Annotated in this window: 18 protein-coding genes; 2 read left to right on the top strand and 16 right to left on the bottom strand. The window is 67.5% G+C overall.

All coding sequences use genetic code 11. The features are described 5' to 3' along the window. Window positions 1-476 precede the first annotated feature (476 nt). Window positions 477-2678, top strand: a complete 2202-nt coding sequence (locus tag OEJ37_RS14080; protein ID WP_174417883.1) for a glycoside hydrolase family 3 C-terminal domain-containing protein — start codon at window positions 477-479, stop codon at window positions 2676-2678. 87 nt (window positions 2679-2765) lie between these two features. Here the strand turns inward: OEJ37_RS14080 and OEJ37_RS14075 are convergent, their stop codons facing one another. Beyond that, the gene (locus OEJ37_RS14075; RefSeq protein ID WP_175917860.1) at window positions 2766-4025 is read right to left on the bottom strand and encodes an NAD(P)/FAD-dependent oxidoreductase; all 1260 of its coding nucleotides are present in this window, start codon (window positions 4023-4025) and stop codon (window positions 2766-2768) included. Between the two features lie 105 nt (window positions 4026-4130). Here OEJ37_RS14075 and OEJ37_RS14070 point away from each other — a divergent pair, with 105 nt between their 5' ends. Further along, entirely contained in the window at window positions 4131-4850 is a 720-nt protein-coding gene (locus tag OEJ37_RS14070) for a class I SAM-dependent methyltransferase (RefSeq protein WP_174417885.1), read from the top strand. A 48-nt stretch (window positions 4851-4898) separates the two neighbouring features. Here OEJ37_RS14070 and OEJ37_RS14065 read toward each other — a convergent pair whose 3' ends face one another. Genes OEJ37_RS14065 through OEJ37_RS13995 form a run of 15 tightly spaced genes read right to left on the bottom strand, consistent with a single transcriptional unit; the run spans window position 4899 to window position 20046 of the window. Then, the gene (locus OEJ37_RS14065) at window positions 4899-5333 is read right to left on the bottom strand and encodes an excinuclease ABC subunit A (protein ID WP_175917859.1); all 435 of its coding nucleotides are present in this window, start codon (window positions 5331-5333) and stop codon (window positions 4899-4901) included. Between the two features lie 13 nt (window positions 5334-5346). Beyond that, on the bottom strand, window positions 5347-5772 hold the full coding sequence (locus OEJ37_RS14060) for a signal peptidase (RefSeq protein ID WP_072436627.1): 426 nt from the start codon (window positions 5770-5772) through the stop codon (window positions 5347-5349). A gap of 32 nt (window positions 5773-5804) precedes the next feature. Then, entirely contained in the window at window positions 5805-7043 is a 1239-nt protein-coding gene (locus OEJ37_RS14055; protein WP_175917858.1) for a beta-ketoacyl-[acyl-carrier-protein] synthase family protein, read from the bottom strand. Continuing rightward, window positions 7040-8269: a beta-ketoacyl-ACP synthase gene (locus OEJ37_RS14050; RefSeq protein ID WP_263344591.1), complete on the bottom strand. Its 1230-nt coding sequence runs from the start codon at window positions 8267-8269 to the stop codon at window positions 7040-7042. The genes OEJ37_RS14055 and OEJ37_RS14050 overlap by 4 nt, the downstream gene beginning before the upstream one ends. Continuing rightward, window positions 8269-8994 carry a 3-ketoacyl-ACP reductase FabG2 gene (locus OEJ37_RS14045; protein WP_174417890.1) on the bottom strand — a complete coding sequence of 242 codons (726 nt, stop codon included), beginning with the start codon at window positions 8992-8994 and terminating at the stop codon, window positions 8269-8271. The genes OEJ37_RS14050 and OEJ37_RS14045 overlap by 1 nt, the downstream gene beginning before the upstream one ends. After that, a complete protein-coding gene (locus OEJ37_RS14040; RefSeq protein WP_175917856.1) occupies window positions 8991-9494 on the bottom strand; it encodes a hotdog family protein in 504 nt (167 codons plus the stop codon). The genes OEJ37_RS14045 and OEJ37_RS14040 overlap by 4 nt, the downstream gene beginning before the upstream one ends. 1 nt (window position 9495) lies before the next feature. Continuing rightward, on the bottom strand, window positions 9496-10683 hold the full coding sequence (locus OEJ37_RS14035; RefSeq protein ID WP_175917855.1) for a beta-ketoacyl-[acyl-carrier-protein] synthase family protein: 1188 nt from the start codon (window positions 10681-10683) through the stop codon (window positions 9496-9498). After that, window positions 10680-13085, bottom strand: a complete 2406-nt coding sequence (locus OEJ37_RS14030; RefSeq protein WP_263344641.1) for an MMPL family transporter — start codon at window positions 13083-13085, stop codon at window positions 10680-10682. Before OEJ37_RS14030 ends, OEJ37_RS14035 begins: the two co-directional genes overlap by 4 nt. Continuing rightward, the gene (locus OEJ37_RS14025; protein WP_174417893.1) at window positions 13085-13759 is read right to left on the bottom strand and encodes a LolA family protein; all 675 of its coding nucleotides are present in this window, start codon (window positions 13757-13759) and stop codon (window positions 13085-13087) included. The genes OEJ37_RS14030 and OEJ37_RS14025 overlap by 1 nt, the downstream gene beginning before the upstream one ends. Continuing rightward, window positions 13756-14178, bottom strand: coding sequence for an acyl-CoA thioesterase (locus OEJ37_RS14020; RefSeq protein ID WP_175917854.1), 423 nt, complete (start codon window positions 14176-14178; stop codon window positions 13756-13758). Before OEJ37_RS14020 ends, OEJ37_RS14025 begins: the two co-directional genes overlap by 4 nt. Further along, a complete protein-coding gene (gene hutH, locus OEJ37_RS14015; RefSeq protein WP_244130650.1) occupies window positions 14175-15782 on the bottom strand; it encodes a histidine ammonia-lyase in 1608 nt (535 codons plus the stop codon). The genes OEJ37_RS14020 and hutH overlap by 4 nt, the downstream gene beginning before the upstream one ends. Further along, window positions 15769-17478 carry a glycosyltransferase family 2 protein gene (locus tag OEJ37_RS14010; protein WP_263344590.1) on the bottom strand — a complete coding sequence of 570 codons (1710 nt, stop codon included), beginning with the start codon at window positions 17476-17478 and terminating at the stop codon, window positions 15769-15771. The genes hutH and OEJ37_RS14010 overlap by 14 nt, the downstream gene beginning before the upstream one ends. Beyond that, window positions 17475-19166, bottom strand: a complete 1692-nt coding sequence (locus tag OEJ37_RS14005; protein ID WP_263344589.1) for an AMP-binding protein — start codon at window positions 19164-19166, stop codon at window positions 17475-17477. The genes OEJ37_RS14010 and OEJ37_RS14005 overlap by 4 nt, the downstream gene beginning before the upstream one ends. Next, window positions 19163-19798: a hypothetical protein gene (locus tag OEJ37_RS14000; protein ID WP_263344588.1), complete on the bottom strand. Its 636-nt coding sequence runs from the start codon at window positions 19796-19798 to the stop codon at window positions 19163-19165. Before OEJ37_RS14000 ends, OEJ37_RS14005 begins: the two co-directional genes overlap by 4 nt. Continuing rightward, complete coding sequence (locus OEJ37_RS13995; protein WP_034179728.1) at window positions 19795-20046, bottom strand: acyl carrier protein; 252 nt, start codon at window positions 20044-20046, stop codon at window positions 19795-19797. Before OEJ37_RS13995 ends, OEJ37_RS14000 begins: the two co-directional genes overlap by 4 nt. Window positions 20047-20049: the final 3 nt, after the last annotated feature.

The following is a 20049-nucleotide window of genomic DNA, read 5'->3' as shown; positions in this document are numbered from 1 at the left end:
TTCCGGCCGGGCCGCGCCGGCCTGCGCGCACCCGGCCGGATTCGATGCGCACGCAACGAGCCGAACTGCCTTCATCGGCGCATTTCCCCGCGCGAATGCCTGCACGCAGGTACTTCTTACTCCGCCCTACACCCACATTCGGGAACGATGACCGTCTTTTTGCCACGTCGCGCGACCGTGCCGAATAAAGATCGTACGTATCGGTAGAAACACCGATGCTGTAGTCGGACTACATTCATACCATTAGTCGCTGCTGAGAGTCGCTACATCCGATTCGACAGCGTCGAGCGGCCCGTGCGTCGCCGCCCGCGTTGACCGGTCGAGCCCAACCGGCCGTAACGATTCCCCGCCTGGCCTGGCATGCCGACGCACAACCACACTGCATCGCCAGCCGAATGCGTCCGGTGCGAACCCACCGGACGTGCGCAGCTCCAGACATCATTCGAACAACCGGCAATTCGATCATGGAGAGCAACATGCGGGACAAACTCTGGCCGGCCGTCGTGCTGGCAGCGACCCTCTGCACCACCGCCTATGCGGGCAACGCCGATTTCAACTCGCAGGGCGACGCCACCGACGCATTCGCGTCGGCCGCCGCGCAGCGGCGCGCCGACCTGCTCGTGCGCAAGATGACGCTCGACGAAAAACTTCAGTTCATTCATTCGCAATACGAAATGTCGAAGGTGCCGGGCGGCGGCGCCGGCTACATCCAGGGTGTGCCGCGGCTCGGCATTCCCGATCTCAACATGGTCGACTCGGCGACCGGTTCCGGCAGCACGTCGCAGGCCAGCACGACGTTTCCCGCGACGATCGCCGTCGCCGCGAGCTGGGATCGCCGCCTGTCGTATGAATTCGGCAAGCAGGTCGCGATCCAGTTGCGCGCGCAAGGGTTCGGCATGGGCCTCGCCGGCGGCACCAATCTCGCGCGTGAACCGCGCGGCGGCCGCCTGTTCGAGTATCTCGGCGAGGATCCGCTGCTCGCCGGCGACCTGCTCGCCGAACGCACGCTCGCGACGCAGCGGCAGAAAGTCATCGCGACCATCAAGCACTACGCCGGCAACGAACAGGAGCACGGCCGGATGGGCGGCAACACGCAGATCGACGAGCGCACGCTGCGCGAGCTCTACCTGCTGCCGTTCGAGATCGCCGCGAAGCGCGGGCGGCCCGGCAGCGTGATGTGCAGCTACAACCGCCTGAACGGCACGTATGCGTGCGAGAACGATCACCTGCTGAACGACGTGCTGAAGAACGAATGGGGCTTCCAGGGCCAGGTGCAGTCCGACTGGGGCGCCGCGCACAGCACCGCCGCCGCGATCAACGCCGGGCTCGACGAGGAAGAAGACGTCGGGCCGACCGTGTACCTGACGCCGGCGGCCGTCAAGCAGGCGATCGCGAACGGCTCGGTGTCGACCGCGCGCCTCGACGACATGGTGCGCCGCAAGCTCGCCGTGATGATCCGCGTCGGCGTGATGGACGATCCGGCCAGGGGCGGCGGCACGATCGATTTCGCGGCCGCGAACCGGTTCGCGCAGGCCGCCTCCGAGCAGTCGATCGTACTGCTGAAGAACGACGGCAACCAGTTGCCGCTTGCCGCGTCCGCGCTGTCGCATATCGCCGTGATCGGCGGCCATGCCGATGCGGCCGTGCTGTCGGGCGGCGGCTCGGGCAACACGCGCGACCCGGTGACCGGTTCGTTCGCGGGCTGCGGCGGCCTGACGTTCGGGTCGTCGACGGGTTGCAGCTGGTGGCGTAATCCGTGGCTGAAGGTCGACGTGCCGATCGTCGCGGCGATCCGCGCGCTCGCGCCGGCCGCGCAGGTCACGTACGCGGGCAACAGCGACCAGCAGTCGCCGTTCCGCGCGTACACGCAGCAGGAGATCGACCAGGCCGCCGCGCTCGCGGGCCGCTCGGACGTCGCGATCGTCGTGGTCGCGCAGCCGGCCGGCGAGGATTTCGGCGAGCTGCAAAGCCTGAGCCTCGCGAACCCGTCCAACCAGGATGCGCTCGTCGAAGCCGTCGCGCGCGCGAACCCGCATACGATCGTCGTCGTCCAGAGCGGCAATCCGGTCCTGATGCCGTGGAAGGACCGCGTGTCCGCGATCGTCGAGGCGTGGTATCCGGGCGAAGCCGGCGGCAAGGCGATCGCGAACGTGCTGTTCGGCGCCGTCAACCCGTCCGGCAAGCTGCCCGTCACGTTCCCGGCGCGCGACCAGGATTCGCCGTCGTGGGGGCAAAACGGCGCGTTCGACAACGATCCGGTCTACGCGGAGAAGCTGAACATGGGCTATCGCTGGTATGACGCGCGCAACATCAAGCCGATGTTCGAATTCGGCTACGGGCTGTCGTATACGCACTTCGCGTATTCGGGGCTGTCGGTGTCGAAGCAATGGGACGGCGCGCTGAGCGTCGCGTTCACCGTGCGCAACGACGGGCGCGTCGCCGGTGCGGAAACGCCGCAGGTCTATCTCGGCGTGCCGTACAAGGACGAACCGCCGAAGCGGCTGGTCGGCTGGGAAAAGATCCGGCTGAATCCGGGCGAAGCGCGGCATGTTCGCGTCACGGTGTCGCCGCGGATGCAGAGCGTGTGGGATACGTCGCGCAACGGCTGGCGCGTCGTGCCGGGCGGGACGGTGTATGTCGGTGCGTCGTCGCGCGATATCCGGCTGCAGGGCAACTGAGCGTCGATGAAGCGACGGGAGCGCCGCACATGACGTGCGCGGCGCTCCCGCATCTGCTCATCTGCCGACGATCTTCATGGGAACCGCTCAGCCGGCGCCCTGCTCCGGCCGAGCCGATCGACAGATCTCGGCAAGCACATCGAGACCACGCGCCGGCTCGCGCACGAACGGATTCGACTCGTCCCATGCATAGCCGGCCAGGATCGAGCAGATCATCCGCTTGATTTCAGGCGCCTTGTCCTCATGGAAGACGATGTCCTGAAGATCGCCGGAATACCAGCGTTCGACGAATGCGCGGAAGGTATCGATTCCCTTGCGCAGCGGCGTGCCGTAGTCGCGCTGCCAGTCGACGGTCTCGCCGCGCAGGTGCCGCTCGAGCGTCGCGACCGCCAGATGAGACGACCGCAGCGCGATCGTCACGCCCGACGAGAAGATCGGGTCCAGGAACTCGCCCGCATTGCCGAGCAGCGCGTAACCGGGACCGTGAAGGCGCTCGACGTTCGACGCGTAGCCGCCAATATGCCGCACCGGCATCACGAACGGCTTGGTGCCGACGAGGCGCGCCAGCGTGGGTTCGGTCTGCAGCAACTCGCGCAGCAGTGCTTCGCGATGCGTGTCCGGCACGTCGAGGAAAGCGGCCTCCGCCACGCAACCGACCGACGACCGTCCGTTCGTCAGCGGGATCATCCAGAACCACACGTCGCGCCGCTCGGGGTGCACCGCGATGCAGATCTTGTCGCGATCGGTCGATCCCGCGGGCAAGCGATCCTCGACGTGCGAAAAGATCGCCGCGCGCGTTGGCAGCCGTGTCGGCGCTTCGAGATCGAGCAGGCGCGGCAGCACCCTGCCGAATCCGCTGGCATCGAGCACGAACGAAGCGTGCACGCGGTAATCGCACCCGGCTTCGTCCACGACCTCGAGCGTCGGGCGATCGCCCGGCGCAAACGCGCGCACGGTGTGACCGAATCGGACGTCGGCGCCTTGCCGAGCCGCGCAGCGAATCAGCACGTCGTCGAACGTGGCGCGCTCGACCTGATACGCCGTCCCCCATCCTTCCGTAAACTTCTCGCGAAAATCGAACGACGACATCCGGTCGCGATGCACGAAGTACGCGCCGTTCTTGAACTGGAACCCTGCCTCGACGACCGCCTGCAGCATGCCGGCCTCGTCGAGATAATCCATGCTCTGCGGCAGCAGGCTTTCGCCGATCGAGAAGCGCGGAAAGTGCTGGCGCTCCAGCACCAGCACCGACCGTCCCGCCTTGCGCAACAGCCCCGCTGCAACCGCGCCGGCAGGTCCTGCACCGATGATTGCAACGTCGACCGATTCCGATTTCATTTCATTCATGCTTGCCGTCCATCCCGGTTCACCGGGCAGGTTGATTCTTTGCGCCGCAATTCGGCGATGCAAACTACAATAACCGTATCAACAAAAGATACCAACGAGAGGCACATGACAGCTTATCGCACGCGCACGTCCACTTACGTTCCCGAAACCGCATTCGGCATCTGGTTTCTTCGCACGCACACCTGGGAACATCATGTGCTTCGCGTGGCCATCAACGATCTGAAGCGGCTCGTCGCGGCGCCATTGCCGAAGTCGCCCGTCATCCTCGATGCCGGCTGCGGACAAGGCAAGTCGTTTCGCTTGCTGAACGACGCGTTCGCTCCCGGCAAGATCGTCGGGATCGACTGCCATGACGAATCGCTTGCGCACGCGTCGGAAGCAGCCCGGCACTGCGGCGCCCCCGTCGAATTGCGGCATGCCGATTGCGCGAGCATTCCGCTCGCCGATGCAAGCGTCGACGTCGTTTTCTGCCACCAGACCTTCCATCACCTCGTCGAACAGGAACGTGCGCTGGCCGAGTTCCATCGCCTGCTGAAGCCGGGCGGCGTGCTGCTGTTCGCCGAGTCGACCGATGCCTATATCAGGTCGTGGGTCATCCGGCTGTTGTTTCGACATCCTATGCAGGTTCAGAAAAGCGCGGACGGCTATCTCGCGATGCTGCGTGAAACCGGCTTCGCGTTCGACGCCCGAAACGTGTCGTTTCCGTATCTGTGGTGGAGCCGCGCGAAAGACTTCGGCCTGCTCGAACGCATCGGCCTGCACCACCCGAAACCCGGCAAGCGTCGCGAGACGCTCGTCAACGTCGCCGCACGCAAGCCGGCCTGAACGGGGCCTGCCATCGGGCGGCCCTCGTTCGGCGCCGCCCGCCGCGCGTCAGTGCTTCAGCGTCACGACCTCGCCCGTCAGCGCCACGCCAGCCACGAATGCACCCGCACCGCAGGTAAAGTCGGTCGTACTGCTGCGCAACACGTTCCGGTAGTTGCTCTTGATCCCGACGACAGCGTTGCCGCCCTCCTTCCGCGCTCGCGCCTGAAGCTCGAGCGCCGCCGACAGGAACACGTGCTGGCACGCGGCCTCGTCGCTCTTGCCGAACGCGTTGGTCTTCTTGTTGGTCGCGAAGGTGCCGTACGACTTGACGATCTTCGGGTGCGACTGATCGCCGAAATAGAGCGCGACATCGCCGCCGAGCTTGTCGCCCTCGCTCGTCATCGCGCTCTCGATCGGATAGTTGCCGACAGAATCGCGCGCATGAGCCTGCGACATCGCCAACGTGGCGACGAGCAGCGAGAATGCAATCCGGTACTTCATGCCGTCCTCCGTGTCATTGCTTGTCGAGCAGCACGACGTCGCCGGACACGGCGATCGCGCCAGCGCTGCCGCTCACGCCGCAGGTGTACTCGGTCGTCGAATCGGAACGCTTGTCGTGAAAGCGCGTCGTCACGTTGATGACCGCATTCCCGCCATGATTCTTCGCATATTCGCGCAGACGGTCCAGCGCCGTGCTCAACGCCTGTTCGCACGTCGGCTGTTCCGCGTCGGTCGCACGCCGCACGCGCACCGACTCCGAACGCGGGCCGATGCTGGTCTTCACTGCCGGATGCGCTTGCGTCCCGAAATACAGGCTGACACCCGACGCATCCTGCGCCGTCGCCGACGCGGGCAGCGGCAGCGAACGGACCACGGTGCCGCAGCCCGTCAACAACGTCGCCGCGATCAGCATGCCGGCCAGATGTGCTTTCTGCTTCATTGTTCTTGTCCTCTCAGCTCAGTAGGTTCACTTCAATTGCCTTTCCAGGCATCCAACAACACACTTGCGCAGCTCCCGCCGAACCCAAACGAGATCGACAGCGCGCGCTCGATCCGCGCGGTGCGTGCTTCGCGCACCAGCGGCATCCGTCCGAGCGCAGGATCGGGCTCGCCCTCGACCGCCGTGCCGGCAACGAAGCCGTCACGCATCATCAGGATCGTGTAGATCGCCTCGTGCGCCCCGCTCGCGCCGAGCGGATGGCCGGTCATTCCTTTCGTCGACGAAAACGGCGGCACGTTGCCGCCGAACACGTCGGCAAGCGCCTTCAGCTCCTCGACATCGCCAAGCGATGTCGACGGCGCGTGCGTGTTCACGTAATCGGGCAGCCGTCCGCCGCCATCGATCGCCATGCGCATCGCACGCGCGATCCCCGCTGCGTGCGGCGTGGCCATGCCCGCGCCATCCGTGCCCTGGCCGAACCCGGCCAGTTCCGCATGGATTCGCGCGCCGCGCGAGCGTGCATGGTCGAGCGACTCGAGCACGAGGATGCCCGCCCCCGAAGCGATCACGAAGCCGTCGCGGCCGGACGCGTACGGCCGCGACGCCTGCGCCGGCGTGTCGTTGTAACCGGCCGACAACGCGCCCATCGCGTCGAACATCAGCGTCATGTTGTCGTGGAGCGCCTCGCTGCCGCCCGCGAGCACGATGTCCTGGCACCCCGAACGGATCAACTGCATCGCATGCCCGATCGCCAGCGCACCGCTCGTGCACGCGGAAGACGGCGAATAGGACACGCCCTCGATGCCGAACAACTGCGCGACGCACGCCGACGCCGTGCTGCTCATCGCTCGCGGGACGATATAGGGCGGCGTCTTGTCGATCCCGCGCTGCCCCGCGATCGCCATCGCATCGTCGTAGTCGGCCATCGAACCGATGCCCGAGCCGATGATCGCGCCGGCGCGCGGCGAGCGCAGCGCAGCGGGATCGAGCCCGGCGTCGCGGAGTGCCGCGGCCGCGGCATGCGCGCCGAAGCGGGCGGTATCGCCCATGAAGCGCTCGTGCTTGCGTGCGAACGGCGCTGCCGCATCGACACTGGCGACGCCCGCGACCTGGCTGCGGAAACCACGTGTGCGCCAGCCGTCGACGCGACGAATAGCGGAGCGGCCGGCACGCAGCGCGGCCGATACGTCGTCGAGCGAATTGCCCAGACACGACACGATGCCGAGCCCCGTGACGACGACGCGCGCCGGTGCGTAACCGGCTGCGCTCACGCGACGCCCCTGCGGAAGATCAATGACGTGTTGATCCCGCCGAAAGCGAAGTTGTTGCTCATCGCGAACTCCGCGTCGATCGCGCGCGCGCCGCCGACGATGTAGTCGAGCGAAGCGCAAGCCGGATCGACGCTATCGAGGTTGAGCGTCGGCACGTACCAGTTGCGCTTCATCATCTCGATCGTCCACCACGCCTCGAGCGCGCCGCACGCGCCGAGCGTATGACCGACATAGCTCTTCAGCGAACTGATCGGCATGTTTTCGTCGAACACCGATGCCGTCGCATGGCTCTCGGCGACATCGCCGCGATCGGTCGACGTGCCGTGCGCATTCACGTACGCGATCGCCGCCGGATCGAGCGACGCGTCGCGCAGCGCCAGCCGCATCGCGATCGCCATCGTTTCGGCGGTCGGCTGCGTAATGTGTCCGCCGTCCGAATTGCAGCCGAAGCCGACGATCTCGGCATGGATCGTCGCGCCACGCGCGAGCGCATGTTCGTATTCCTCGAGCACCAGCGTCGCGGCCCCTTCCCCGACGACCAGACCGTCGCGGCCGACGTCGAACGGCCGCGGCGTCAGTGCGGCGGCATCGTTGCGCGTACTGGTGGCATACAGCGTGTCGAACACCGCGACGGCCGGCCCCGACAACTCCTCGGCGCCGCCGGCGAGCATCAGTGCCTGCTTGCCGGCCGCGATCGCCTCGTAGGCGTAACCGATCGCCTGGCTGCCGGACGCGCACGCCGACGACGCCGGCACGATGCGACCCTTCAGATCCCAGAACAGGCTGACGTTGACAGCCGTCGTATGCGGCATCATCTGCACGTAGCTGTTCGACGTCACGTCGCGCATCGAGCCGGTCTCGAGCATCGTGCCGAACGCGCGGATCGGTTCGACCGAACCCGACGACGAGCCGTAAGCGACGCCCATCCGGCCGTCCTTGATCGACGGATCGTCAGCGAGGCCGGCATCGGCAAGCGCGAGTTCGCTCGCCCGCACCGCATACAGCGACACCGGCCCCATCGACCGGGTCTTCTTGCGCGGGTACCATGCCGGCGCCGCGAAGCCCGGCAGCGGACACGCGAGCCGCGTATGCAGCGACTCGTAGCAGTCCCACTCCTGCATGCGCCGCACCGCGTTGCGCGCGCCGCGCAGGCGCGCCTCGATTTCCGGCCACGTTTCGCCGAACGCGGTCACGCCGCCCATTCCCGTCACGACGACTCGCTTCATCACACCATCCCGCCGTTGACGCCGATCACTTGCCGCGTCACATAGGTCGCCGCATCGGACATCAGGAATCCGACCACCGCCGCCACTTCGTCGGGCTGGCCGACGCGTCCCATCGGCACGGTCTGCAGCGCGTGCTCGAGCGGTACGTCATCGAGCATGCCGGTGTCGACGAGGCCGGGGGCAACGCAATTGACCGTGATGCGTCGCGACGCCAGTTCGACCGCGAGCGCCTTGGTCGCGCCGATCAACCCGGCCTTCGCCGCGCTGTAGTTGACTTGCCCGCGATTGCCCATGACGCCCGATACCGACGCGATCGTCACGATGCGGCCCCCGGCGCGCAACCGCACCATCGGCATCGTCAGTGGATGGACGACGTTGTAGAACCCGTCCAGCCCGGTTTCGATCACGACGTCCCAGTCCTCGTCCGTCAGCGCGGGAAACGCGCCATCGCGCGTGACGCCGGCGCTGCACACGATGCCGTAGTACGCGCCGTTCGCTTCCACGTCAGCCTCGAGCTGCTGCCGACAGGCCGTGCGGTCGCGCACGTCGAACTGAAGCACGCCCGCCGTGCCGCCCTGCTCGCGGATCGCGGCCGCGACGGCTTCCGCCTGGTCGCGACCGCTGCGGCAGTGAACCGTCACGGAGAAGCCGTCCGACGCAAGGCGCATGGCAACGGCCCGGCCGATACCGCGGCTCGCGCCGGTCACGAGTACTCGCCGAGTCATGAATTGAAACTCCCTTCGATAAAAGACTGAAAATCGTCCGGCTGGTACACCTTGACGATCGCCTCCGCGCAGCACCGATCGCCTGCATGGATCTCGCATTCGTAGGCGCCGTGCCCTTCGTCGCCACGCAGCAATTCGCGCGCGGTGATCCGCAATGCCGTGCCGGCGTCGAACGCGGCCCGGTGAGCGGTATACCGGTTCGCGCCGAGCAGCACGCCCGGTTTCGCTCGCCCGCCCGCATGCCGCGCGAGCAAGCCGACGTGCGCGGCAATCGCCTGCGCCATCAGCTCGATACCGATCCAGGCCGGCATCGCGCCGTCGTCGCCGGCATACCAGGCATCGTCGCGCACGCTCGCGGCCACCTCGATCGCGGTTTCCGAACAGCGTTCGATCGCGTCGAGCAGCAACATCGTGCCGCGATGCGGCAGCACGTCGAGCACGTCGCAAACGGCGATCTCCGCACCGTCGTGCAACGCTTCGATCAGCGAACCGGTCTGCATGTCAGCCCCCCAGGATCAGGCTGGCATTGCTGCCGCCAAAAGCGAACGAATTGCTCATCACATACTGTCCCGATGCATCGCCGGCCAGCCGGCGTTCCGTTTGCACGAGATCCAGCGCCGGCAACGCGGGATCGGCGTCGCCGTCCCAAACGTGCGCCGGCAGCGACACCCCGCGCGCGAGCGTCAACCAGCCGAATGCGAGTTCGGTCGCGCCCGCCGCGCCGAGCAGGTGCCCCGTGAGCGGCTTCGTTCCGCTCGCGGGTACACCGGCAGGAAACACCCGTGCGGTCACTCGCGCTTCCATCTCGTCGTTCAGGCGCGTTGCCGTCGCATGCAGGTTCACATAGCCGATCGCGGACGGCGTCACGCCCGCGTCGGCGAGCGCCTCGCGCAGCGCGTCCTCGGCGCCGAGTCCGGCCGGGTCCGGTGCCGAGATGTGATGCGCGTCGCTCGATTCGCCGACACCGGCGAGCCGCACCGCGGCTTCGTCGCGGCTCATCACGAACACGGCCGCGCCTTCGCCGATGGTGATCCCGCATCGGTTGCGGCTCATCGGGTTGGTCCGCGTCGGGCTGACCGATTCGAGCGACGCAAAGCCCTGCAACGTCATCTCGCACAGCGAATCCGCGCCGCCGACGATCACCGCATCGCACAGGTTCAGGCGCAGCAGGCGACGCGCCGCCGCGAACGCCTTCGCGCTCGACGTGCAGGCAGTCGACACCGTATAGGCCGGCCCCGCCAGGCCCAGCGCTGCCCGCACGAACGGTGCGGCGGTCCCGATCTCCATCTGCCGGTAATCGAATCCGGGCGGCATCGCGCCGGTCGCCGCTCGCTGCGCGAACGCGTCCTCGGCCGCGCGAATGCCGGACGTGCTGGTACCGATCACGACGCCGATCCGACGCGGCCCATGACGCGCCACCACCGCATCGACGGCGGGCGCAATCTGCGCGAGCGCGGCCAGCAGCAGGCGGTTGTTGCGGCAGTCGAAATGCGTCAGTCGCGCGGGCGGCGCGATATCGAGCGGCGAGCGCACCTGCCCGACCCAGCCGCGGGAAGGTTCCGCCGCGTGCGGGCCCATGCCTGGCGATACGCCGGTGCGAAGTGCGGCGGCGATCTCGTCGACGGACCCGCCGAGCGCATTGACCATGCCGAGTGCCGACAGATAGACGGGCGCCTGTGTCGGGTTCATGCGCGATTCTCCGTATGGGACGGTGTCGCGAGCGGCGCGAACAGGACCGAAAACACGATGCCCAACGCGAGCGTCGTACCGAAGCTGCGCAATGCCGGCATCGCACTCGCGCCCAGCATGCCGAACGACAGCAGCGTCGTCGCGGCGGACAGCAGCACGCCGGTCCAGACGGCGCCGAGATCGGCCGCGTCCCGCAGGCACCCTTCGCGCAGGAATACTGCGTAATTCGCGCCGACGCCGAGCACCAGCATCAGCGCGAGCCAGTTGAACAGCGTCAGAGGCACGTTCGCATAGCCGAACACGGCCAGCGTCAGGCCGATCGCCAGCACGACCGGCAGCGTCGTTGCAAGACCGCCGCGCACGCCATAGCGCCACGCCAGCAGACCGGCGACCACGACGAGCGCGCCGGCGAGCCACAAGCCGCTGTCGATGCGGTACGCACCGAACAGCCGCGACACGCTCGCGGCCTTGTCGACCCATGTCACGCCCGGCAGGCGGCGCGCGACCGCTTCGAACGACGCGACGTCCGTCGCGTCGGCCCGATCGGGAATCGCAATCGCCGCGTACACGGGATCGCGCTCGCCGACCTTGCCGAGCCACAAATGGCGGAACGGCGCCGACCATTGCGCGGCGAGCCACGTATCGACGGACAACGATGCCCGCGCGTCGCGAGCGAACGCGTCGGTCCACGCGCGCGCGACATCGTCGCGGAATCCCGCTTGTTCAAGCGTCGCGCGCAACGCCGCCGGATCCGCGAACACGCGTTCGGCCAACACCGCGCGATTGCGCGCCTGCTGCCGCGCCGACGGCACGAAAGCCGCGATCGACTGGACCCGGCCGACATGCAGCGGCGCCAGCGATGCGACGAGCGATGCCGATCGTTCAAGCACGTCGTCGGGTGTCGCGCCCTGGACCACGAAAAATCTGGCCGTGTTCTCGAGGCCGACCGCCGCGCGAATTTCGCCCTCCTGGCGCACCAGGTCCGGATCGCGCTGGATCAGCAACTGGATATCGTCGTCGCTACGCAGTGCGATCCAGCCCGGCATCGCGACGAGCGCGAGCAGCACCGCGGCCGCCATCGCACGCCGCCCGCCCAGCACGGACCGCCAACCTGCCAGCACACGCGCGGCACACGCGAACACGCGAGCGGGCGTTCGCTTCGGCGCCTGGATGAGCATCAGCGGCAGAAACCCCGTCACGGCCGCGAACGCGGCCGCAATGCCGACCATCGCGAAGCAGGCGATCTGCTTCAGTGCCGGAAACGGCACCCACATCAGGATCGCGTAGCCGAGCAGGCTCGTCGCAAGCGCGACCGCGAGCGCAGGTCGCACGGCAGCCGCGCCCCGCCGCGCGTCCCACTGCTTTCCGGCGGATAGATGAACGACGAAATACTGGATCGAATAATCGACCGCTTCACCGATCAGGCTCACGCCGAACACGAGTGTCAGCAGATGCAGCTTGCCGAACACGAGCAGCGTCGCCGCGAGTGCGCAGGCGATGCCGAACGCCGTGGATGCAAACGCCAGCACCAGCAGGCGCGGCGTGCGGAACACGCTCATCAGCAGCAACGCGATGCCGACGAGCGACACCGCGCCGATCACGTGCACGTCGCGCTCCGCGCTCGCGCGCGCGGCTTCCGCGTAAAACACCGCGCCGGCACGATCGATTCGCACGCCCGGATAAGCCGTGCCGATCGAGCGCTCCGCATCGGCGGTCGCGTTGCGCACCGCCCGCTGGACTTTCGATTCGTATGCCGAACCAGCCAGCGACGTCATCACGAGCACCCCCGTGACACCGTCGCGGTGCGACACGAGCATCCCGTCCTCGAGCGCGAGATTCGACGTTGCCAGCGGCAGGCCCGCGAGCCAGTGCTGGAGCCAGCCGAACGGATCGTCCGCGACGGCGGTCGGCAAGCCGTCGGCCGGCGGCCCGTAAAGTCGCCGGGCCAGCCGGTCGGCAAGCGCTGCGTCACCTCGTTCGAGCGACGCGCGATCACCCTCGGTCAGCAATCCGAAACGGGCCGGCAGATAGGTCGCCGCGATCTGCGACACGTCGAACGGGGGCACCTCGACCGTCACCGAGCGAAACGCGCCGCTGTGCGCGAGCCGGGCACCGAACTGCTTTGCGGCGGCTTTCGCGCGCGCGGCGTCGCGGTCGGTCACCAGATAGACGGTGCGGCCGCCGAGCATGTTGCCGATCGTCTCGACCGCCTTCTCGGCCACCGGATTCGCCTCGGTCGCAGGCAGCAGTGCCAGCAGGTTCGTCTGCAGCGGCGACGGCCCCGTGAACCGCCAGATGCAGTAAAGCACCGCGACGAGCGCGACCAGGCCCCACGCGGCGCAGCGCAGCCGGCGCCGGGCAAGCCTGGCCGGGACGTCGATCGCGTCGCGCGTCTCGCTCATCAGCGCGTCCCCAGCCACGCGCGCTCGGCCGGCGCGGGACCGTCCACCGGCGTTGCCCGCGTGAATTCAAGCGTGGTTACGTTACCGTTCGCGAACGTCATGTCGAGCCGGCCGAGATACGTGCCGCCGCCCATCTCGAGCGTGCGGACCGCCTGCGCGAGCTGCGGCTGGTTGGGTCGAAGGATCATCCGCCAGCGTTCGCGCGTACCGCTCGCTTCGACGTCGAATTGCGCATACAGCGCCGAAAGATCGCCGCCGAGCATGTCTCGCATCATCCGCGACACCTGTGCGACGCCGCGGCCGTTGCCGCTCGGCGCGACAAGCCTGCCATCGGCCCCGACTTCGCGCACGCCGCCATCGGTAATCACGTAGGTCGCCTGGTACGGCGTCTGGATCCGCCACACGACGCCCGACGCTCGATCGAACAGCATCGAGCCCGTGCTGACGAGCGGCTGCTTCATCGCCGCGAGCGTCTGGGTCTGCCGAAAATCGGCGCGGATTGTGCCGACTCGCGCCAGCCTCGCCGCAATATCGGACACGAGCGCGGTGTTCTCGGGCCGCACCGCGGCCGGCGCTGTCGCCGCCGCCGGAGCCGCGTGCGCAATGCCCGCAACGAACGTCGCGCATGCGCCGAGCGCCGCGAGAAATCCCCGGTAGCCTCTGTTCGTCGTCATCGCGCCTGCACCCGTTCGATCAACGCTGCCGGCGAAACGAACTGCAACTCCCGCGTCGCGGCGTCGATGGCCAGCTGGACCGTGTACCCTTTCGTCAGGCGCTCGCCCGACCCCGCATCGACGATTTCGTAGCCGATCCTCAGCCGGTTCTCGAATTCGAGCAGCGTCGAGCGCACATCGAGCTGCTGGCCGTAGGTCGCCGGCCGCACATACTTCAGGTGCGCTTCGACGACCGGCCACATGTAACCCGACGCCAGCATCGCCGGATAGTCGTAGTCGATCATCCGCAGCAACGCCGCGCGTCCGCTTTCGAAATACTTCAGATAGTGGCCGTGCCAGCAGACGTTCATCGCGTCGACGTCGTGAAACGGGACTTCGACACGGGCCGTCGCCGTCAGCGGCGCTGGACGCGCACTCATGCGGACTCCCTGCAAGACGATGCACCGATCGGTTCGCAGGCGGCGAGCCGGGCAGTCAACGCGCGCAGCTCGGCTTCCAGCGGCCGATCCTCAACCACCAGCGGCGAACGCCTGCCCACGTCGTCGACGAACGCGCGCAGCGCGGGCGACAGGTGCGTGCCGGCGGCATCCCGCTGGCGCAGGCGCACGGCCTGCACGGTCGCGAGCACATGCGCCGCGGCGACCTGCTCCGTCAGCGCGAGCACGCGCAGGCAATCGCGCGCCGCGATCGTGCCCATGCTCACCTTGTCCTGGTTGTGCGATTCCGTGGAGCGCGAGAACACGCTCGCCGGCATCGTGTGCTTCAGCGCTTCCGCCGTCCACGCGGATGCGGAGATCTGCACCGCCTTGAAGCCGTGATTGATGGCCGCGCGATCGCCCGTTGCACCCGTCAGGTTGCGCGGCAAGCCGTTGCTGAACTTGTCGTCGACGAGCAGCGCGAGCTGGCGGTCCATCAGGTCGGCGAGATTGGCCACCGCTGTTTTCAGCGCGTCCATCGCGAACGCGATGTGACCGCCATAGAAATTTCCCCCGTGCAGCACGCTGCCGTCGTCAGGATCGATCAACGGATTGTCGTTGGCGCTGTTCAGCTCGTTCTCGACATCGCGACGCACCCACGTCAGCGCATCGCGCGTCACGCCGATCACATGCGGCGCGCAGCGCACCGAATAGCGATCCTGCAGACGGTGCCCCGGCGTGTCGTCGCGACCGGCCAGGTCCGCGCGTATCCATGCCGCCGCGTCCGCCTGCCCGGCATGCGGCTTCGCTTCGAACAGCCGCGCGTCGAAGTGCGCGGCGCGGCCGTCGAGCGCGATGGTCGTCAGCGCGGTCAGGCGTGCGGCGATGCGCGTCAGGTTGTCGGCGCGCGCGAACGCGAGGCAAGCGAGCCCCGTCATCACCGCCGTGCCGTTCATCAGCGCGAGGCCCTCCTTCGGCGCCAGTTGCAGCGGCGCGTGGCCGATCGTGCTCCAGACATCGCGCGCGTCGCACTCGGCGCCGTCGAACAAGACGGTGCGCTCGCCGGCCAGCGCGGCCGCGACATAGGACAGCGGCGTCAGGTCGCCGCTCGCGCCGACGGAACCTTCGGACGGAATCCGCGGCAGGATCCGATGATTCACGAGGTCGGCCAGCCGTTCGAGCAGCATGAATCGCACACCTGAATAGCCGAACGCGAGCGAATTGAGCCGCGCGGCGACGATCGCCAGCGTCTGCTGCGCATCGAACCAGTCGCCCATCCCGCATCCGTGATAACGCGTCAACTGCAGCGGCAGCGCCTCGACGAGTGCCGGCGGCACGTCGACAACACACGCGTCGCCGTATCCGGTGGTCACGCCATACAGGATCCCGCCGCCGGCGAGGTAATCGCGCAGCCGCGCCGCGCCGCGCTCGATGCGCTCGCGCCAGCCGATATCCGCGTTCAGCTTCACCGGCGCGCCGCCGCGGGCGATCGCGACGACATCCTCGATGGTCAGATGCCGTGCGCCGATCACGACCGGCGCATGGGCCGTTTCGGACCGCGCCGCGTCGGTCGTGTGCAATTCGTCGGTCACGTTATGTTCGGCCACGCGGATCTCCATCGGGCCGCGCCCAGAAATCGAAGAAATTGAACCATTGGTAGGGAGCCTTGCGGCAGTAGTGCTCGAGCCGTTCGGCATAGCGCTGCGCCCATGCGGCCACGTGTGCCGCGCGTTCGCTCCGCGGCAACTCGATGCGTTCGGCAAACGGTTCGAAGTAGAGCCGGTGACCGCGCCCTTCCTTGAGGCAGAAGAACAGGTAAACCGGGCATTCGAGCGCGTGCGCAAGGATGTACGGCCCCTGTGCAAACGGCGCGGCGGCATCGAGAAAACTCGCATCGACCGTCTTGCCCGCATCGTGCGGCGGCACGCGATCGCCGACGATCACGAGCAGTTCGCCCGCGTCGATGCGCGACTGCATCATCAGCGCCGTGTCCGGCCCGAAATCCGTCACCTGGACGAGTTGCTTGCCGAAATCCCGGCTCGTCTTCGCTAATATCTCGTTGAAACGCTGCGCGTGCTCCGTGTAGACCACCGCTGTCACTTTCGTATGCGCGTCGCGCAATGCAAGTGCCCGCGTCATCTCCAGATTGCCGAGGTGCGCACCGATCACGAGCGCGCCGCGCCCGCTGGCGGCCAGTGCATCGAACGCCGACGCGTCGTCGAAGCGAACGTCGAATTCGTCGAGCCGGCCGGACCACGCGACGAACTTGTCGAAGCCCGATTGCGCGAACGCGAGCATGTGCCGGTACGCGGTGCGCCAGCCCGGACGCGGTGCCGCGCCCACGCCGCCCGCCTCGCGCAGGCGCGTGAAATAGGCGTTCGAAGCGACGCGCGCGGCGCGGTTGGTCAGCACGAAGTAGCCCACGATCGGATACAGCCACATCGACGTGATGCGCGTGCCGAACCAGCGGCAGCTCAACGCCAGCAGCGCCATCCCGACGCGGCTGCCGCGTTCCGGCATGCGCCACCACGACTGCGCCTGGCCCGCGCCCGGCGCGCCGCGTCGCCGGCACAGCCGACGCGCGATCAACCACGGTGCGCGTGCCAGCATGCCCAGCGCCAGTTGTGTATGGCTCGCGCTGATGCGCATGTTGTCGCGCAATACATCGAAATGCGACACGCCGTCTTCCGGATAAACGACACGCGTCGGAATCGTCCGGAACGTCAGGCCGCGCCAGTGAAGCCGCACCAGCACCTCGCTGTCGAACGCCATCCGCTTCGGCATCGGCACCGCGTCGATCAGCGCGCAGACCGCATCGACCGGATAGAGGCGGAATCCGCACATCGCGTCGGGAATATCCAGCGACAGCGTCTCGATCCAGACCCACACGTGCGTCAGATAGCGGCCGTACAGGCGCGCTTTCGGCACGCTTGCATCGAAACATGGACGGCCGAGCACGACCGCGTCCGGTTCCGCTTGCGCGGCCGCGACGAACTTCGGCACATCGGCCGCGTCATGCTGTCCGTCGGCGTCGATCTGGATCGCATGCCGGTAACCGCGGTCGCGCGCCGCGCGCAATCCGGCCATCACCGCCGCACCCTTGCCGCCGTTCACCGGCAGCCGCAGCAAGGTCATGCAATCCGCATACCGCACGGCGAGCCCGGCCAGTGTCTGCTGCGTCGGCTCATCGCTGCCATCGTCGACCACGATGATCGGCAGCCCGTGCACGGCAAGCCGCGCGAGCGTATCGCCGATCGCGTCGCGATGGTTGTAGATCGGAATGACGATACAGACGCCGGTCATTGCATCGCCTCGCGATAAACGAGCGTACCCGACGTGCATTCGCGCGCGCCGCGCCGGAACGCAAAGCGCACGCATCCGCGCGCCGGATCGTGCGCGAGGCGCAATGCGAGCACGGCGCCCGGCGGAACCGGCGCCTTGAACTTCAGATGATCGATCGAGCCGACCGCGAGCGCCGTATCGAGCGCGCGGCCGGCAAGCCGGGCGGCCCAGTCGATCTGCACGACGCCGGGGAGAATCGGCATGCCGGGGAAATGCCCGTCGAAATGCGCGAGCGCGGCCGGCACGCGCAGTTCGTAATGCAGGCTGCCGGCGTCGCTCCACTCGGCCAGCAGTTCAAAACCCTCCGCCGTCGGTGCGAACGCGGCCGCGAGCGCCGAGGCCGGCAGCTTGCCGCGCGCATCGAACGGCATCGTGCGGCGGAACCGCCAGTAGCGAGGCAACGCGGCCGCATCGAAATACTCGCCGAGATCGTGCCGCAACGCCGCAGCGAGTGCCACACGACCGTCGGTCTTCAATATCTGTCGGCCGGTGTCGGTCAATACCGCGACCACGCCGATGTGTGCACGCGACGTGCCTTCGACAACCGTCGCCGCGGCCTGTCCGATGTACGGATGCAGGAGAATCCGCGTCTCGAGTTCGGGCAGCGACACACGCTTGCCATCGAGCTTCACCACGCGATCGCGACGCCCCGTCAATTCGAATCGTCCCTGCCGATCGAAGCGCGCGGTATCGTCGGTGCGATGCCAGTCGTCGTGACCGAGATGCGCGGAGCGCACGCTCAGCGCACCGTCGTCGTCGCACCGCACGTCGATTCCCGCCATCGGCCGCCACGCGTTCGTCAGATCCTGACGGCGCCACGCAATGCCGCCTGTCTCGGTGCTGCCGAATATCTCGAATGGCGCGGCACCGAGGGCCGCCGAATAAACCGACGCCGTTTCCGCCGGCAACGGGCCACCCGACGAGAAGAACAGGCGCGGAGCCGGATCCTGCATCGGGAAACCCGGCAATGCCGGCCAGCGCATCAACTGCGACGGAGTCGATATGACAATGGCGTCGCCGTATGCCGCGAGCCGCTGCTGCAGTTGCTGCGGTTCGAGCACCGACACGCGGTCGAACGCGCGCCCGACCGCCAACGGCCACAGGATTCTGAAAAGCAGTCCGTAGATATGATGGTGCGGAACGCTCGACAGCGCGACCGCCGCGCCGACCTGCCCGCCCCATTCGCGTTGCAGCGTACGCACCTCGGCATCGAACTGCGCCAGCGACTTGCGCACCGGTTTCGCGGCGCCGCTGCTGCCCGATGTGTAGAGCGTGATCGCCGCGTCCGGTGCGATCGCACGTCCGGCGGCCTCGATGCCTCCCACGCACTCGCGCGTGCATTCTGCCAGCGCCGCCGCGTCGAGCAGCAGATCGTACGCGTGCGCGAGCTCGTGCAAGTAACCGGGAGCCGCACTGGCCGGAATCACCGTTTCGCTCGCCGTCGCCATCGCGGCGAAGAACGCGCACGCGAAATCGTATGGATCGTCGACACAAACCGCGACGCGACGCGCACCGGCGGCTTCGATCGTTCGCGCGATCGCTTCCGTACGCGCGCGCAAATCAGCCAGCGTGAAATATGCGTCACCGTCGCGGCAGACGATCGTGGCCACGTCCGCGTCGGCGCGCAGAAGGTCGAACAGCGCCATCATGCGACGTCACCCTCGCCGGAGCGCGCCGTTATGAACAAGCGACGCCAGAGCCATTCACCGGCGAGCAACGCACCGATCAGCACGTACACGATCGCGCCGTTGTAGAGCGCCCACGCGGACCGACTCCAGTACAGCGCCGTATAGATGGAAAACCCGCCATTCACGATGAAGAACGCACACCAGATCTGCGTGACGCGCCGCGTATAGCGAACGATCGTCCGGCGCGGCTCGGGATACCGCAGCCGCGCGAATTTCTCGACCATCGTCGGGCCGCGCTGCAGCGTCGCGCCGAATGCAACCAGCAGGCCGGCGCTCACGCACGCCGGATAGAAACGAAGAAGCCGCTCGCTGTCCGTCACGGCGATCGCGAGCGACAGGACGGTCAAGGCGCCTGCCACGCACCAGTCGTGCGCGGAGAGCCGCTTGAGCGCCATCGCGAGCGCCCCTTTCCCGACCGTGCGCTGCACCCACAGCAGCACGAACAGCAGGCAGCCGACATAACGCGGCGTCAGCATCTGCCACGCGAACAGGATGACGAGCGGATACGCGAGCGCAAGCGCTGCTCGCGCCGCAACTCCGACCCAACGCGGCCGGACAGCGCCGGTCACTCGCCTATGCGCAACCGGTGTCATCCGGCTCGTGCAAGCAACGCGTGAACCGCGGCAATCACGTCGCCGACGGTTCGCACCGACTTGAACTCCTCCGGCTTGATGCGCTGGCCCGTCATTTCCTGAAGCTTGATGGCGAGATCGACCGCATCGATGCTGTCGAGATCGAGTTCGTCGAACAGATGCGTATCGGCAGTCACGCGCTCCGGTTCGATCGCGAAGTTCTCGTGAAAGATGGCGCGGATGCGCTCAAGGATTTCTGCGTCGGTCACGTG

This window comes from Burkholderia sp. BKH01, from assembly GCF_025685725.1.
GTDB lineage: Bacteria > Pseudomonadota > Gammaproteobacteria > Burkholderiales > Burkholderiaceae > Burkholderia > Burkholderia pyrrocinia_C.
Note: the sequence above shows the minus strand (reverse complement) of the source record. Positions and strands in the feature narration are given on the sequence as shown.